The organism is Catenibacillus scindens (genome assembly GCF_014202115.1).
Lineage (GTDB): Bacteria > Bacillota > Clostridia > Lachnospirales > Lachnospiraceae > Catenibacillus > Catenibacillus scindens.
In genome coordinates this window covers 35333-51636 of record NZ_JACHFW010000007.1, presented here as the reverse complement: position 1 = coordinate 51636, position 16304 = coordinate 35333, and the positions used below count along the sequence as shown (strand labels likewise).

Annotated in this window: 12 protein-coding genes; 5 read left to right on the top strand and 7 right to left on the bottom strand. The window is 46.2% G+C overall.

What is annotated here, in order from left to right; genetic code table 11:
- The first annotated feature begins 144 nt into the window (after positions 1-144).
- Entirely contained in the window at positions 145-1461 is a 1317-nt protein-coding gene (locus HNP82_RS09765; protein ID WP_183773832.1) for a DUF4214 domain-containing protein, read from the top strand.
- A gap of 601 nt (positions 1462-2062) precedes the next feature.
- Positions 2063-2527, top strand: coding sequence for a low molecular weight protein-tyrosine-phosphatase (locus HNP82_RS09760; protein ID WP_183773830.1), 465 nt, complete (start codon positions 2063-2065; stop codon positions 2525-2527).
- Positions 2528-2529: 2 nt separating this feature from the next.
- On the opposite strand, the gene HNP82_RS09755 is transcribed toward HNP82_RS09760, so the two are convergent.
- A complete protein-coding gene (locus HNP82_RS09755; protein WP_183773828.1) occupies positions 2530-3459 on the bottom strand; it encodes a LysR family transcriptional regulator in 930 nt (309 codons plus the stop codon).
- Positions 3460-3585: 126 nt separating this feature from the next.
- On the opposite strand from HNP82_RS09755, the gene HNP82_RS09750 reads away from it, so the two are divergent.
- The 3 genes from HNP82_RS09750 to HNP82_RS09740 all read left to right on the top strand — a co-directional run bounded on the left by HNP82_RS09750 (position 3586) and on the right by HNP82_RS09740 (position 8100).
- Positions 3586-5337: an ABC transporter ATP-binding protein gene (locus HNP82_RS09750; RefSeq protein WP_183773826.1), complete on the top strand. Its 1752-nt coding sequence runs from the start codon at positions 3586-3588 to the stop codon at positions 5335-5337.
- Positions 5330-7081, top strand: coding sequence for an ABC transporter ATP-binding protein (locus HNP82_RS09745; RefSeq protein WP_183773824.1), 1752 nt, complete (start codon positions 5330-5332; stop codon positions 7079-7081). Before HNP82_RS09750 ends, HNP82_RS09745 begins: the two co-directional genes overlap by 8 nt.
- A gap of 104 nt (positions 7082-7185) precedes the next feature.
- A complete protein-coding gene (locus HNP82_RS09740; RefSeq protein ID WP_183773822.1) occupies positions 7186-8100 on the top strand; it encodes an HAD family hydrolase in 915 nt (304 codons plus the stop codon).
- Between the two features lie 15 nt (positions 8101-8115).
- Here HNP82_RS09740 and HNP82_RS09735 read toward each other — a convergent pair whose 3' ends face one another.
- The 6 genes from HNP82_RS09735 to HNP82_RS09710 form a co-directional block, all read right to left on the bottom strand.
- On the bottom strand, positions 8116-8946 hold the full coding sequence (locus tag HNP82_RS09735; RefSeq protein ID WP_183773820.1) for an ABC transporter ATP-binding protein: 831 nt from the start codon (positions 8944-8946) through the stop codon (positions 8116-8118).
- 98 nt (positions 8947-9044) lie between these two features.
- The gene (locus tag HNP82_RS09730) at positions 9045-9863 is read right to left on the bottom strand and encodes an ABC transporter permease (RefSeq protein WP_183773812.1); all 819 of its coding nucleotides are present in this window, start codon (positions 9861-9863) and stop codon (positions 9045-9047) included.
- A gap of 2 nt (positions 9864-9865) precedes the next feature.
- Positions 9866-10915: an NAD-dependent epimerase/dehydratase family protein gene (locus HNP82_RS09725; protein WP_183773810.1), complete on the bottom strand. Its 1050-nt coding sequence runs from the start codon at positions 10913-10915 to the stop codon at positions 9866-9868.
- A 24-nt stretch (positions 10916-10939) separates the two neighbouring features.
- The gene (locus HNP82_RS09720; RefSeq protein ID WP_183773808.1) at positions 10940-11704 is read right to left on the bottom strand and encodes an IspD/TarI family cytidylyltransferase; all 765 of its coding nucleotides are present in this window, start codon (positions 11702-11704) and stop codon (positions 10940-10942) included.
- A complete protein-coding gene (locus tag HNP82_RS09715; RefSeq protein WP_183773806.1) occupies positions 11697-13370 on the bottom strand; it encodes a CDP-glycerol glycerophosphotransferase family protein in 1674 nt (557 codons plus the stop codon). The genes HNP82_RS09720 and HNP82_RS09715 overlap by 8 nt, the downstream gene beginning before the upstream one ends.
- A 2-nt stretch (positions 13371-13372) precedes the next feature.
- On the bottom strand, positions 13373-16261 hold the full coding sequence (locus tag HNP82_RS09710; RefSeq protein WP_183773804.1) for a CDP-glycerol glycerophosphotransferase family protein: 2889 nt from the start codon (positions 16259-16261) through the stop codon (positions 13373-13375).
- Between the last annotated feature and the right edge of the window lie 43 nt (positions 16262-16304).

Sequence of the window (16304 nt, the reverse complement as noted above, 5' to 3'; positions counted from 1 at the left end):
CCTTCTTCTTTGGACGCTAACTCCTTCCATGCTCTGTCAGCTTGCTGTGTGGCAGTTTACTGTGCATATGCATATATACAGATTGTTATTTGCATATATAGATGATATAATAAATGTAACAATACTGTAAGGGAGAGTTACATAATGAAACACCATATTTTATGCGGATTCATTGCTGCGGCAGTTCTTGTGACAGGTATACCGGCCTACGCCTCGCAGACGGCAGATGAAACAGTAGTCCAGACAGAGGCTCAGGAAGAGATTAAAGAGAATACCCAGGAAGGGATGGTGCGAGGCTTTGTCCGGCGTCTTTATGAGATTGTCCTTGGAAGGCCGGCAGATGAAAAAGGATTAGAGGAATGGACGGCCAACCTTTTAAACGGAACAGAGCAGGGAGCCAAAGTCGCTCAGGGATTTATTGACAGCCCGGAGTTTAAAGCAAAAAATTTAAGTGATACAGAGTATCTGCAGGTGCTTTACCGAACATGCCTTAACCGTGAGGGTGACGTCCCAGGTATGGCCCAATGGCAGGCAGTTCTTGACAGTGGCATGTCCAGACTGTGGGTGTTTAAAGGATTTGTAGAATCCGATGAGTTTACTCAGATCTGTCAGTCTTATGGTATTGAGAGGGGTAATGCCCAGTTGACTGCACCTATGGATATGAATGAGAATGTCACAAAATTTGTGGTGCGCTGTTATCGCCTCTGCCTTGGCCGTGACGCGGATACCGACGGCCTGAACGCCTGGTGCAGCCAGCTTCTTGGCGGTGCAAATACGGCCAAAGAAGCGGCCTATGGTTTTGTATTTTCCACAGAATTTCAACATTCCGGTATTTCCGATGAAGAGTTTGTCAAAGTGATGTACGAGCTGTTCTTAGATCGCCAGTGGGATGACGAGGGGTTAGATAACTGGGTTAATATTTTGCAGAATAATTCCAGATATTATGTGTTTAATGGCTTTGCTGATTCTGCGGAATTTGATCAGCTTTGCCAAAGCTATGGCCTTCAGGCCCGGACTTTTGCAGAAAAAGAACTGGACAGCTATGTGATGCAGGTCCTTGGACAGATCACCAATGAATCCATGACCCAGGAGCAAAAACTGAGAGCCTGCTATGACTGGCTTATGCAGCAGTGTTCCTACAAAGCGGTATTTGGAAGTGTTCCCGACGGCTACACATTTGAGCAGTGGTATGCCATTAATATGTTTAAGGAGCGCAGAGGGAATTGTTATTCCTATGCCAGCGCCCTTCTTGCCATGGCAAAGCGGATCGGATATGAAGACGCGGTCATGATCAAAGGGTATTTCCAAGGTCCTACAGGCAAAGTGACTAATACCTGGTCGCCTCACGCATGGGTGGAGATCGGCGGATTAAAATATGATCCCCAACAGGCAGCCGAGCATGGCTATGATTGCTTTGGCAATCCTAATTCTCCGGTTCCGTACAAGTATCCGGATGCGTAAATCAGTTTGCGCGTTTTGCGGTTTGCAGGAAATTATTGATTATTCATTTCTTGAAAACCCGTGTCGCAAATTTACAACAAAGGTAAAAAATGGGGGTATTCTATGCCGAAACATCGTAACTATTCACTTGCAAATACAACGTGGATAGCTTATAATCAGTGTAGAAGGTAACGGAAATATTGGTCTATCCCCGATTACCCCAGACGAAAACACAGGGCAAGATGATTTGCAAGTTACACGGCTATCCCCTATTTGCGGTAGAGGATAGCCCTTTTTCTATCTATATACCTATATACGGTCTTTGCGATTATCTATGTAGCTCAGGGCGGCAAATATCACCAAGAGCAGTGTCAAAACTTCTGACAAGTCCATAGCGACCTCCTTTCCGGTGACGAAAAGGAAAACGAGGATATCCCTATACTGTCTACACTGATTATGAGAATTATAGTATAATGTGATTAACCGCGTCATGATTGCTTGTGAAAACAGTGGTTATATTATTGCGGACGATTTTCCTGAGGGTTAGGAAAATCGTAAGTGCCGGTGTAACGAGTAAGCCGGTTAAGGATTTTAGGAAATACATATAAGGAGAGATAGGAACATGATTAAAATACTATTCGTCTGCCTGGGCAATATATGCCGTTCACCCATGGCTGAATTTGTAATGAAAGATCTGGTTCACAAGAAAGGGCTGGACGACTGTTTTTATATTGCATCTGCGGCGACAAGCACGGAGGAATACGGCAATCCGGTTCATCCTGGAACCCGAAATAAGCTGCGCCGGTATGGCATTTCTACAGAGGGAAAGTATGCGGTGACTATGAGGCGGGGAGATTATGACAAATATGACTATATCATCGCCATGGAGCAGTATAATATCCGTGGTATTATGCGCATTATCGGCAGCGATCCGGATCACAAAGTCCATCTCCTCCTGGATTACACAGATCGGCCGGGAGACATTGCCGATCCATGGTATACCGGAAATTTTGATAAGACTTACGATGATATTCTGGAAGGCTGCCAGGGGCTTCTTCAGGTATTGTGCCGGGATGTTTTGGGATAGAATCACTGAAGTTCCTCAAAAATTTTGAGAAAATTACGGGCAATCCGGGAGAGGGGGCGGTTTGTGTTTGGGCAGACCGCAGCCATCCGCGTCACCATCTCCTCACATAATATCGGATGAACTTCCAGTTTCGCGCTGTCCGCCAGGCGGCTGATATTTTCAGGGACAAGAGCAATGCCAAGACCTGCGCCGGCCCACTGGAGGGAAGTCCTGGCGTCATCATTTCGGCAAAGGATGGATGGCCTCATGCCGATATTGGCAAAAGCCTGCATAATAATATTTTCAAATCTGCGATAGTAGATCAGAGGTTTCCCTAGGAGTGAAGTCAGCCCAACACCCCAGTCGGACCCCATAGATGGAGACGAAGGTTCGGCGGATCTCTGAGACGTCCTGGGGCGGGTGGGGATATCTTTAAAAAACTCAGAGTACCCTGCGGCCATGAGCGGTTCTTCCGGGCCATAAATGCAGGTAAGACCGTCTGTATTAAAGGGGGTGCGGATAATGGCGCACTCCACAAGGCCATTCTTTAATTTTTCTATAACTTCGTATGTATTTCCCTCGTATAAATCAATGGAAATCAAAGGATACTGTCTGGTAAAGGCGTCCATAAGCCGGGTCATTAATATGCCGCTGGAAGAGATACAGCCGATCTTTAAAGTGCCCGACTGGCCGCCGTGAAAAGAGCGGACTTCCTCCGTGGTGTTGTCAATCATAGATAAAATATCTTTGGCGCGGTAATACAAGACCTGTCCGGCGCCGGTAAGCTCTATGCCGTGAGCAGTCCGGGCAAAAAGGGGGATGCCAAGATATTCTTCAAGCTGAGCGAGCTGTCTGCTTAAAGGGGGCTGGGAAAGGCCCAGTTTGTGGGCCGCGGAGGATATACTTCCGGTTTCCGCGATCACTGTGAAATAATAAAGCTGTTTAAAATTCATAATTTCTTCCTCCCGGTTGAACTGGATATGTTGACTATCTTATATAAAAATGGTATAATTCAACGTAAAGTTATTTAAAAAATATATAGCCATGTCTATTGTACATGAAAACGAGGAGAATTGCAAATGGGAAAATTACTGCATTATTTAAAGGGATATGCCAAGGAAAGTATTCTAGGTCCGCTGTTTAAGCTTCTTGAAGCCTCCTTTGAGCTTCTGATCCCCATTGTTATGGCCCACATTATTGATGAGGGCATCCGAAATAGGGACATGACCTATATTTTGCAGATGGGAGCAATTATTATCGCTCTGGGAGTTATAGGTCTTGTCTGCTCTATCACAGCTCAGTATTTTGCGGCGAAGGCGGCTGTTGGTTTTGCTACAGCCCTGCGGTACGATCTGTTCCGCCATATTCAGTCTTTGTCCTACTCAGAGATGGATACTATCGGGACGTCCACGCTGATCACCCGCATGACCAGTGACATTAACCAGGTTCAGTCCGGGCTTAATCTTGTCCTCCGGCTGTTTTTGCGTTCTCCTTTTATTGTCTTTGGGTCTATGATCATGGCCTTTACCATTAATGTCCGGGCGGCCCTTGTCTTTGTTGTCACTATCCCCCTTCTGTCTGTTGTTGTCTTCGGCGTTATGATCATCAGTATGCCCCTGTACCGCAATGTGCAGAACCGTCTGGACAAGGTTCTCCTCCACACCAGGGAAAATCTGGCGGGAGCCAGGGTGATCCGGGCTTTTAACAAAGAGGTGGAGGAGAAAAAAGATTTTGAGCAGGCCAATGATTTCCTTGTCAAAGGCCAGATTTTTGTGGGAAAGATTTCTGCTCTGATGAACCCGCTGACCTATGTGATCATTAACGGCGCCCTCGCCGTTCTGATATGGACCGGGGCGTGGCAGGTGGAGGACGGAATCATCAGCCAGGGGCAGGTGGTGGCATTAGTCAGCTATATGTCACAGATTCTCGTGGAATTGGTGAAGCTGGCAAATCTGATCATTAATATTACCCGTTCCCTCGCCTGCGCCAATCGTATCCAGGCTGTCTTTGAGACAAAACCGGGGATGGCGCCCGGCGCCGGGGCTGCGGAAGACGCCCATACCGACGATATGGTTGTTTTTGACGACGTCTCTTTTACCTATGATAAAGCCTCAGAGCCTTCACTGAGCCATGTGAGTTTTACAGTGAAGCGCGGACAGACCATCGGCATTATCGGTGGCACCGGCAGCGGAAAGACATCCCTTGTGAATCTTATCCCGCGTTTTTACGACGCCACACAGGGAAAGATCTTTGTGGAGGGAAATGACATTTCCAGCTATACGTTCCGACAGCTTAGAGATGAGATCGGCGTTGTTCCCCAAAAGGCGGTGCTGTTTAAGGGAACTATTGCCGAGAATCTCCGATGGGGGCGGAAAGAGGCTACCAGAGAGGAGATGCTTGAAGCACTTGAAGCGGCTCAGGCCCTGGAATTTGTTGAGAAGAAGGACAAGGGGCTGGACAGCGTGATCCTTCAGGATGGCTCAAACCTTTCGGGAGGTCAGCGGCAGCGTCTCACCATTGCCAGAGCCTTGATCCGAAAGCCTAAGATCCTTATTTTAGATGACAGCGCGTCGGCTCTGGATTACGCCACAGACGCGAAGCTGCGCAAAGCCATAAAGAATTTGGACAAAAAGATGACCGTATTTATCGTGTCCCAGAGGACAGCCAGTATATGGCACGCGGATCAGATCATTGTCCTTGATGACGGTCAGGTGGCCGGCATTGGCACCCATGATGAACTTCTCAAACACTGTGACGTTTATCAGGAGATTTATTATTCTCAGTTTCCTAAGGAAGAAAATCCGGTAAAGGGGGAAGTCGCTCATGCATAAGAGGTTCAGACATAAAGGTACGATTATAAAAGTCCTTCAGTTTTTAAAAAAATATTGGATACTGGAACTTCTCTCTTTGCTATTTGCCCTCATCTCTGTCATCCTCACTTTGTATCTGCCTATTCTCACAGGAGACGCGGTGGATCTTATTGTGGATAAGGGACTTGTGGATTTTCAGGGCATCTTAAGGATCCTTATAAAGATGGGTATTGTTATAGTCCTGACAGCTCTGGCTCAATGGCTGATGAATACATGCAACAACCGGATCACTTACAGCGTTGTGCGGGATATCCGCCGTCAAGCTTTTGATAAACTGACCACCCTACCTCTGAAATATGTGGATTCCCACCCTCACGGCGATATTATCAGTCGTATTGTGGCCGACGTGGATCAGTTTTCCGATGGCCTTCTCATGGGCTTTACCCAGTTTTTTTCTGGTATAATGACCATTCTTGGCACACTGGTTTTTATGGTGAGCATTAATTATAAAATTGCCTTAGTAGTTCTTCTTATCACGCCGGTTAGCCTGTTTGTAGCCGCCTTTATTTCAAAGCGCAGCTATGCCATGTTTAAGCTCCAGTCAGAGACCCGGGGAGAACTGACGGCCCACATTGACGAGATGATCGGCAATCAGAAAGTTGTCCAAGCCTTTGGACATGAGGAGGAAGCGGCAGACAAGTTTCAGGAGATCAATAAGCGTCTCCAGAGCAGCAGCCTTAAAGCGACTTTCTTTTCCTCCATTACCAACCCGGCAACCCGGTTTGTCAACGGACTTGTCTATGCCGGCGTGGGTATTACCGGGGCTCTCTCAGCCATCAATGGCGGCATTAGCGTAGGGCAGCTTTCCGCTTTTTTGAATTATGCCAATCAGTACACAAAGCCGTTCAATGAGATTTCGGGAGTGATCACAGAACTGCAAAATGCCCTGACCTGTGCGGCGCGGGTTTTTGCACTCATCGAGGAGGAGACTCAGACGCCAGATAAGGACGATGCGGCTGTTCTTGAAAAGGCAAAGGGAAAGGTAACTTTAGATCATGTATATTTTTCCTATCGCCCGGATGTAAAGCTTATCGAAAATCTCAACCTGAATGTAAAACCGGGACAAAGGATTGCTATTGTAGGGCCTACCGGCTGCGGAAAGAGTACAGTGATCAATCTGCTTATGCGTTTTTATGATGTGGATCAGGGAAGTATCTCTGTGGATGATATTGACCTTAGGGACATGACCCGCAGAAGCCTTCGGGAAAATTATGGTATGGTGCTTCAGGAGACATGGCTGAAAAATGGCACGATCCGGGAAAATATTCTCTATGGCAGACCTGAGGCCACAGAGGAGGAGATGCTGAGAGCCTCGAAAGAATCCTACGCCCACAGTTTTATTAAACGTCTGCCTGAAGGGTATGACACTGTGATTACTGAGGATGGAGGCAACCTTTCCCAGGGACAGAAGCAGCTTTTATGTATTGCCAGGGTAATGTTGTGTATGCCGCCTATGCTTATATTAGACGAGGCAACATCCTCCATTGATACCCGCACCGAGATTCGTATTCAGAAAGCTTTTGCCAAGATGATGGAAGGGCGCACCAGCTTTATTGTAGCCCACCGTCTATCAACAATTAAAGAAGCGGACTTGATTTTAGTGATGAAAGATGGCAAAATTATAGAACAGGGAACACATCAGTCCCTTCTGGAAAAAGACGGTTTTTATGCTCAGTTGTATAACAGCCAGTTTGCGGTTATGTAACTTTTTGGAACGCTTTTATGAAAAGCAGCAGTTCGTATTTAACGCGGATGATACGAGTGTACTGTTTGCGGCGCGGATCGTGAGCAGTGATGTCAGGAGGAGTAATGGAGAGGACTTTTTTTAGAAAATCCAAAGAATCCCTGCCTGTTCTTGCCATTTGTTATGATTTTGATAAAACATTATCTCCGGATGACATGCAGGCCCAGGGATATATTCAGGACGTCGGCTATGATGTGGAGCATTTCTGGGAAGAAGCCAATGAGCTGGCTTTTGAAAATGGAATGGATCAGAATCTGGCCTATATGTACAAAATGGTAGAAGAAGCCGAAGGTAATATTATTGTCAAGAGGGAAGCGCTGGAAGCTTACGGCGCCAAGGTAGCCCTGTTCCCTGGGGTGGACACATGGTTTGACCGGATTCGCCAGTACGGCGAAGAGAAAAAAGTGATCGTCGAGCATTATATTATTTCTTCTGGTCTGAAAGAAATGATTGAAGGAACAGAAATTGCCAGAAAAGGTGTGTTTGAGAAAATATACGCCAGTTCCTTTTATTTTAATCAGAAGGGTGTGGCGAAATGGCCGGCCCAGGCGGTCAACTACACAAATAAGACTCAGTTTTTATTCCGCATTGAAAAAGGGGTGCTGGATGTCAACGATCCGGGGGTGAACGAATATTTTCCGCCGGATAAGATCCGGGTGCCTTTTAGAAATATTGTATATATTGGGGACAGCGACACAGATATCCCCTGTATGAAGCTGGTCAATACATATGGCGGCCATTCTATCGGCGTCTATAACCCGGCCCACATGAATAAGGAGAAAGTGTACCGTATGCTTAGGGAGAAGCGGATTAAATATTTTGCCCCCGCGGATTATACGCCGGGATCTCCCATAGAGACATTGATTTTTTCTATTATTGATAAGACAGCGGCTTACGAGGCGCTGGAGGGCTGGCATGTGAGCAATCAGAAGGAAGCTAATGACAATAATAAAAACGAAGACTGCCGGAGCATAAATTAAGCTCCGGCAGTGGATTCAGCCAAAGATTTTTATCCAGAAAGATTTCTTTTCGGTGACAATAAGCCGTTCTTTAAACTTTTCGTCAAGATTTTTTTTCTTTTCTTTATCGGGAAGGGCGTTAAGCTTGTCTACATAGTCTGAATAATGGTCGCACACATCCCTGATAGGGCCTGTTTCCATTAAATGTCCGCCCTCGATCCACAAACCTGTTTTGCAAAACTCCCGAACCTGGGGCAGAGAGTGAGAAATAAAAAGGATCGTTTTATCTTTCTCGTCCCTGAGCTTTTTCATCCGGTTAAGGCATTTTTTTGCAAAGCCTTTATCACCTACAGAAAGGGCCTCGTCGATAATAAAAATGTCCGGGTCAAGAGCCAGAGATATAGAAAAACCAAGGCGGGATTTCATACCGCTGGAGTATTTTTTTACCGGTTGATAGAGAAAGTCCCCAAGTTCCGCAAACTCAACAACACCGTCAATGATCTCCCTGATTTTTTTCGGCTTAAAGCCCATGAGAGCCCCTTTGAGATGAATATTTTCAAGGCCGGTAAGCTGATTGTTCAGCCCCGTGTTAATGGAGATCAGCTCCTGCTCACCATGGATGGCAAGCTGTCCGCTGTCAATATCGGAGATCCCGGCCAGGATCACGGACAGCGTAGATTTACCTGAGCCGTTAGTGCCAAGTATTCCCACCACATCGCCTTTGGCAATTTTCAGCGTGATATCTTTCAGGGCGTAGAAACTTTCGCTGCTTTTGGAATCCCCATCCTTTTTCTTTAGTTTGTATATTTTGGAAACATGTTCCATTTCAACAGCGTATGGACTGGAATCATATAATGTTTTTTCCATAAAATACCTTTCTTCTGCAAAATACAAAGCATGGCTGAGTATCGTAACAGTTCAGCCCGCGCCATTCGCAATCCCGCCTATTCCTGATGGCTGAACTGTTATATCATATCAATAAATTTGCGCTTGAATTTATACATGAGGGCACAGCCCACAATAAAAAGGAGTGCGACACAGCACCAGAAATACAGTGTCAGGGCCGGGTGCTGCCAGAAGGGCCGGCTGTAAAAAATACTGTCCCGGTAGCCGGTGATGATATAATATACCGGATTGAGCTTCATGCATACATTGAGAAATCCATGAAGGGGAAAGGTATCGGGAAACTGGCACTCCCAGATGACCGGCGAAAAGTACATCAGCATACGCATGAGGGAAGTGACAAGTTTGCGCACGTCCCGCCATAGCATGGTCAGCACCGATAAGATCAGGGATACGGACTCCACAAAAGCAAAGGCGCAGAGGGCGTAGTAGATCAGGCCCAGCCAGTACAGGTTTGGGAAAAATCCGCAGATCATAATGGTGACAAAGGCAATAAGAAGCATACACAGATGGTTAAAAAATTCTTTGGCGCAAATGGTCGCCGGAAGGATGCTGACGGGAAATTTCATTTTTGTGATCACACTGGTCTTGGAAAATATGGCGCTGCATCCGCTCTGGATGCAGGGTTGGATAAACCACCAGGCAGCGTAGCCGACGACAAGCCAGGGAAGGTAGTTGATATTGCCGATGGGTTTCCGATTCCAGGCAATGCCGAAGATGAGCCAGTAAGTCAGCACCTGTATGGCCGGTGAGGCAAAGTTCCAGAACAGACCAAATTTGGAATCCCGCATATCCGCCAGCAGCTCATATTTGGCGATGGAGTAAATCCGGTAGAGATTGTGTATATTTTCGCCAAATACATACTTTAAACTGGTAAACATGGTCAACCTCCCAGAGCGGCGTTCTCGCTTTCGAGATAATCTACAGTGCGCATAAGCCCTTCTTTCAGAGTATAGATCGGCTTCCAGCCCAGCGCTTTCAGCTTATCACTGTTAAGGATACCTAAAGTGAAAGGGGCACAGCCGGTATTTTTCTGATCTTTTGGAATATCAAAAACAAGCTTTAATCCCCGATCGGGGTAAGCGTCGGCCAGAGTCTGGGCGAGCTGGCGGATAGAAACCGTGGCGTCCTCGCTGGATATATTGTATACTACGTCCTCGCTGTTCAGCAGAATATAAAAGAGGGCGCAGACGGCGTCAGCTACATAAGTGTAAGTCCGGATGGGAAGCCCTTCGCTTTTTAAAACAATGTCTTCACTGCGGACAACATTGCGGAGAAAGTCTGCCTGAACCCGGCCATCGTTAATGGACATCCCCGGACCGAAAGTGTGGGCCAGGCGGGCGATCTTCACATTAAGGCCGTACTGTTGCTTAAAGCACATACACATAGTTTCTGCGGCTTTTTTGCCTTCCGGGTAGCAGGAGCGTGGGTTTAAGGGATCCACAAAGCCGTAGGTATCTTCTGTAAAAAGCTCCTGATGATCATAGGGCTGACCGTAAATCTCCCGGGAGGAAATAAAAAGATAACCTTTGGCACCGCTTTTTTGAGCCGCTTCCAATGTATAAAAAGTGCCAAGGGTATTGGCGGCCACAGTACCTACCGGGTCATCCCTCATGATCAGAGGACTTGCCGGGCTGGCGGTGTGGATGACGAAGTCAAAAGTCTCCTGGGAGGCAATGGGCCTGGTGACACTCTGGCATAAAATCTGGACTTTATCACGGATTTCGCTGGAAAGCTTTTCGGGATGGCGCACCAGGGCGGTGATCTTTATATGATAGTCCCTCTCTTCGTTGAGCGCCAGCAAAACGTTGGTCATATAACTTCCAAGCATACCGCTGGCGCCTGTGATAAGGACGTGGGCGTCTTTAAATTTTTCCCAGTGAAGATTTTCTTTGAGGATATTGGCAAAATCTTCCTTTAAAATAGCGTTCATTGTATCCCTCCTACTTTTTTCATATTACTGTTTTTTCAGGGTGGCGGCGATTTCTTTGCTGCTTAAACCGAAAGCATCCCGGGTTTCCTGGTACTGGATCATGGCCCGGAAAATGTACAGATCTTCCGGTGTTGTCACCTTGATATTGCCCCTGGGGCCTGGAACAATGGCAATCTTATAGCCCATGCTTTGCATCAGTGTGCAGCTATCAATGATCCCTGTGTATTCCGGATCCCTGGCCCGGATTTTTTCGTGGGCGTCAAGAATATCGCCAAGATAGAAAGCCTGAGGCGCCTGGGCGGTATAGACTGCTTCCCTCTGTAAGACTTTGCCTACATAGTCGCCGCCACGGCTGAGTATAGGTGTCTCGATCATAGGCGTACAGGTGATAGCTGTTCCATTTTCTTTCACACAGGTGATCACGTCATCAATGAGGCCGCCGTTAATACATGGACGTACTCCATCGTGGATCAGTACCACGGCGTCTCTTTCATTATTTTCAGAAGCCGCTTTTAAGGCATGATAGATAGACTCTTGGCCGCATCGTCCTCCGGGGACGATGTCCTTTACCTTTTTGATCCAGAATTTATTCAGCATCCGTTTCAGTTTGCGGATATATTCTTCTTTACATGCAATATAGATTTCGTCAATCTGGGGATGTTCCTCAAAATTTTCAAGAGTATGGATAATAATAGGCATGCCATTGACTTCCAGAAATTGTTTTGGAACTCCAGCCCCCATGCGGGCGCCGCTGCCTCCGGCAAATATAATTGCTATATTTTTACTCATGAGTTTCACTCCCATCTAATAAAATTTGGTTAATAATTCTGTCTGAGGCGTGTCCGTCATAGTTTCCAAAATGTTCCCGGGCAAATGTGAGAGTTTTGTCTATTTCATAATCTTTTGTTTCCAGAGCTGTCATAAGCTGGTCAAAAGTATCGCATACTTTTCCGGGAGCGTTATCTTTTACAGACCGGTGTACACCGCGGGTTAGCTCATAAAATGCTCTGTCATAAGTGTAAAACAGAACAGGGCGTTTTAAAAGGGCAAATTCATAATAATTGGATGAATAATCGGTGATCAGCAGATCTGTTATATAAAATAATTCGTTAATGTCCGGGTAATCTGAAAAATCGCAGATTCTTGTCCGGAAGATTTTGGGGATATCCGGGCGTTCAGTGATAAAGGGGTGCATTTTTATAAGGAAAATATACTCATCTCCGCAAAAATCATAAATTCGGGAAAAATCCAGCCGGCTGTAATCATACCAGGCATCTTTTTGTCCGGCACCCCGGAACGTGGGGGCAAAAAGAATGATTTTTTTCCCTCTCAGATCCGGCCATTTTTTATAAAATTCCGACGTAAAAGCGTCAATTTTCTCCTGGTCAAGAAAATGGTCCAGGCGTGCCATACCTAAGGGAAGGATGGCATCTTTTTCAATGCCGAAAACTTCTTCATAGACTGGTACAAGTTCTGGGGCTCCGGTGAGGGCAAAAGTGTAGGCTTTGTGGCAGGAGCCGGAGGGAAAAGGGGAGCCTTCCCGGCCAAAACGGCTGTAACCCACAGATTTGAATCCTTCGCCGGCGTGCCATACCTGGATCAGTTTTGTCTTTTTATACAGTTTAAAAAAGCCAAAAACCGGAGCGTAGTCATCAATAAATATAAAGTCGCTGGCGGCGATGGAGCCGACGGTTTTGATCCAGCTTAAAGCGCTCTTTTGATGTCCTACAGATTTGCGGCAGGCGCAGGAAATCTTAAAGCGTCTTTTCAGACCGCGTTCAATCATCCGGTCGTGGATATATTTTAAATTTCCCCAAAGATAGTCTTTCGTCTCAGTCATAAACAGAACTCTGTCTCCGTGTTTTGGGATAAGCCGTGAAAAGGCGAAGTAATAGCAGCGGATCATTACAATGACCAGCCACAGATAAAACCGCCGAAACTTTCCCTTTAATGTCACGGCCTCCTGGACATACTTCCGTTTCCGCCACTTGGGGTTGACGCGGACAAAAAAGCTGGACAGAACAAGTTCCAGCCGGTTAGGACAGACTTCCTGGACGCTGAAAGACACATTGTAGGCATATTTGTTTTTTCCATATTTAAAGATCCTAGCCCACTCGTCCTGGCAGCGGGCCTCTTCACAGTCGATGGACACTGGGAAGATCTGTCCGCCATTTAGGGCGCACAGACGCCACTGGCCATTGTCGAGAAAACTGCGGCCGTTTGCGGCCGCCATATTCAGACAAAAGCTCCACTCCCGGAGCTTTTGTTCCTGTGGAGAAAGGGGAATCTGTCCTTTCTCCACGGAAACTCTTTTTGGATTTTCAGGATCCAGAGACATTAAAACAAAGGCGGTTTCTGATGGGATATCTGTCTCTGAATGGATCTTAAATTTCAGAAAGATTCTTTCCCACGTAATGCCGCTGACAGTAAAAGGACATGAATTCGTCCATTTCATGGCTATTCTCCTTTGGGGGACATACTGGGCCGCAGCTTGTCCCTGTCGATCATTTTCTGATAATTGTAAATTTCCTTGTAAATGCGCTCACAGTTATGATGATCATTGTGGGCAAAAAAGTCATCAGCTCTGAGGCGGTACATTTCTTTCATCTCGCAGCCGGAAGCCATGTATTCACATAAAGTATCCACAAGCTGATCTAAGCGGCGACATATTTCTCCAAAACCCATAGTGTCATAGAAAAATACGCCGTCCTCATAGTGGGGAGGCAGATCTTCCGGATGAAAGTAAACGACAGGTTTGCGCATATAGGCAAAGTCAAACTGGACACCGGAGTAATCAGTGACCATAAGGCTGGATTGGGTCAGTATCTCCTCATAGCTTAAATCCCCTACAGAGGGGATGACCTCCAGCTCCGGATTCGGTGTAAAATCTTCCACCTGGGAACTGATAATGGGGTGGAGGAGATACTTGATTTTGTAGCCATACTTTCGTGCCGTCTCGATCAGCTTTTCGTTGTTAATCAGTGTATTGTATATATGAAAATAAGTGGTGTGTTTAAATTCCGGATTATATCCCCGCTGCTCTCCTTCGCTGGTAGTCACCGGCAGGGCGTTGTACATACGCCAGGTAGGGGAGATGAGGATCTGCTTCTTATCTTGGTTCACCAGGCCGTCGTAGCGGCCGATGCCTGTCAGCTTCAGCATATCAAAGCCCTGATAGCCGTAGGCGTGGCGGGAAAGATTTTCGTATTCGTATTTACTGCCTAGAAAATACATCATCGTATTGTCAATGATCCGCCTCTGGGCGATGGCGCATTTCTGGACAGACAGGCCGTGCTGGAGGCACATAGAGCCAAAATTGCACAGGCCGCGGATATATTTGGAAGTCTCCTTTGTGTACCCGTTAAATGGGAACAGATGGGAGTTGGTGATGAGTAAAATATCCGCGTTGACAAATACAAGTTTATGAAAAAGGGATCCGTTGACCAGCGGCCGGAAGCCGTCCCGGCGAAGTTTCTTATAATCGCTTGTATTTTTATTAATAAGATAATATTTTGTGATGCCGTCATCTTGCTTCCCACTGTAACGGTATAAATATTCAGCACTGTCGCCGCCTTTGTAGAGCTTGTCCAGCATAAGCCAGATCCGCTTTTTACGAAAATAAGGCCGGGTCAGCCAGTAAAGCATACGGAACTTCCAGGGGGACTTATCTTTTTTATGAAAAAGCTGGAGCTGAAGCTGGAGTTCCCTCTTTAAGACATTAAAGGTGGTGGCCCGCTTTATGGAGATTCCATTATTGGCGTGATGGCATAGATATTTGTTAAAACGCCAGTAGGAATATCTTGGAGATTTACTCAGCTTTGCCCAGTGATTGGCAAAAGTCATTTTCATAGGGAACTTTTCACCCTTAAATTTGGCATAAAAAGTAATTCTTTGAAGCTTTTTCCCCGAATCGAGATGAAATTTCAGGAAAAAAGGCAGCCGGCGGTATCCGGGAACTCCAAAATACTTAGTTTGGGAATAGGCGGTGGTATCAGTGATGGGATAGTCCTGGCCATTAAAAGTGGCAAAAAAACGGATATCTCCATATTGGAAAATGCTGATAAGAGAACCGTCAATCCACAGATCGCCGTCAATATAGTTCATAATATTTATGGAAATCCGGTGGGCGCTTAACTGGGAGATCAGATGATCACCAAAACGCATCTCAAGATCCCGGCCTCCGATCTCCATGACTTTAGGATCGTCGCTGTTTACAGGAATGTAATCATAGCGGACATTTTCAACGCCATATTTAATCCTAAGATACATGCATCGGATCTCCGGGTTAGTGGTCACATAGGGCAGCCGGCTCTGGTTGAGAAGCTGCTCATCATCAATGTTTTGAAAAAGCCGGGTCACAAGGGACAGATATGTATCCAGACGATCACTAAGGAGAATTTTCTTATCCCGGTTATCCTGATTGGACATAAAACGGCAATTCATATAGAACATACAGTAATTTTGCAGGAAAATCGGAATAGATCCGTACATTTTCCGGGCGTCATCAAGGAGAGGAAAAATAAACTGCTCCATGGAAGTCTCATACCAGGCGTCAAAATGGGCGTTTTGATGATACAAAACCTCATTGGCTCTGGGGGCGTAATAATAATATTTTGCTCCCGGAACGGCATAGTAAGATTTATATTTCAGCAGAAAGCGGAGGATGAAATCCGCCTCCTCTTCCATAGTAAGGCTGTCTTTAAAACCAACACTTTTCGCGGCTTCTGTTTTTATAATACACCCATCCATGGTGATCAAAATTCCGTCCGGCCTGGAAAATACGTCCCGCACATAAGTATAGCGAACCGGAAGGAGGTTTGCGGAATCTGGCTCAGGCTGCGGCTCATCCCCGGAAGATGGGGTGAAATCCTGGTCCAACGGTTCTATTTTCATTTTTCGGATATACTTTTTGCTGAGGATATGTTCGACACTTTTGGGGGAGACGACAGGATTGCGGCAGTAAGCCTTGCCGACACAGATGGATATATCGGCGGCGGGAGATGTTTCATCATCGGTAAAATGCGGGGCTTCAAAACCGGCGATGGCTTTTTCTATAAAGGCCGGAGCGAGTGTATCCCTTTCTTCCATAAACAGCACATAGGGGGTGTGTATTTTAGACAGAGCATAATTGTATAGCTGTGACCGGGTCACAGAGCCTTCCGGTGAGAGGATTTCATAAGGCGGAAGTTTCTCACTGTCTGTTCCGATACATAGATCTTTTGAATGGGTCAGGTAATAAATTTTATAGCTGCTGTACGTCTGGGCCAGGATACTCCTCAGTGTATCCTCCAGTCCGGTATGCTCTGTGTTTTCCAGTATAATAATTGTTAAAACTGTTTCTTCCATATAAATAGAAATACCTCACTTGTTATGCCTCATAAAGATGTAT

Bases quoted from the DNA above. Each gene is read 5' to 3' on its own strand.
- HNP82_RS09765 (WP_183773832.1), top strand. From the start codon at position 145: ATGAAACACCATATTTTATGCGGATTCATTGCTGCGGCAGTTCTTGTG.
- HNP82_RS09760 (WP_183773830.1), top strand. From the start codon at position 2,063: ATGATTAAAATACTATTCGTCTGCCTGGGCAATATATGCCGTTCACCC.
- HNP82_RS09755 (WP_183773828.1), bottom strand. From the start codon at position 3,459: ATGAATTTTAAACAGCTTTATTATTTCACAGTGATCGCGGAAACCGGA.
- HNP82_RS09750 (WP_183773826.1), top strand. From the start codon at position 3,586: ATGGGAAAATTACTGCATTATTTAAAGGGATATGCCAAGGAAAGTATT.
- HNP82_RS09745 (WP_183773824.1), top strand. From the start codon at position 5,330: ATGCATAAGAGGTTCAGACATAAAGGTACGATTATAAAAGTCCTTCAG.
- HNP82_RS09740 (WP_183773822.1), top strand. From the start codon at position 7,186: ATGGAGAGGACTTTTTTTAGAAAATCCAAAGAATCCCTGCCTGTTCTT.
- HNP82_RS09735 (WP_183773820.1), bottom strand. From the start codon at position 8,946: ATGGAAAAAACATTATATGATTCCAGTCCATACGCTGTTGAAATGGAA.
- HNP82_RS09730 (WP_183773812.1), bottom strand. From the start codon at position 9,863: ATGTTTACCAGTTTAAAGTATGTATTTGGCGAAAATATACACAATCTC.
- HNP82_RS09725 (WP_183773810.1), bottom strand. From the start codon at position 10,915: ATGAACGCTATTTTAAAGGAAGATTTTGCCAATATCCTCAAAGAAAAT.
- HNP82_RS09720 (WP_183773808.1), bottom strand. From the start codon at position 11,704: ATGAGTAAAAATATAGCAATTATATTTGCCGGAGGCAGCGGCGCCCGC.
- HNP82_RS09715 (WP_183773806.1), bottom strand. From the start codon at position 13,370: ATGAAATGGACGAATTCATGTCCTTTTACTGTCAGCGGCATTACGTGG.
- HNP82_RS09710 (WP_183773804.1), bottom strand. From the start codon at position 16,261: ATGGAAGAAACAGTTTTAACAATTATTATACTGGAAAACACAGAGCAT.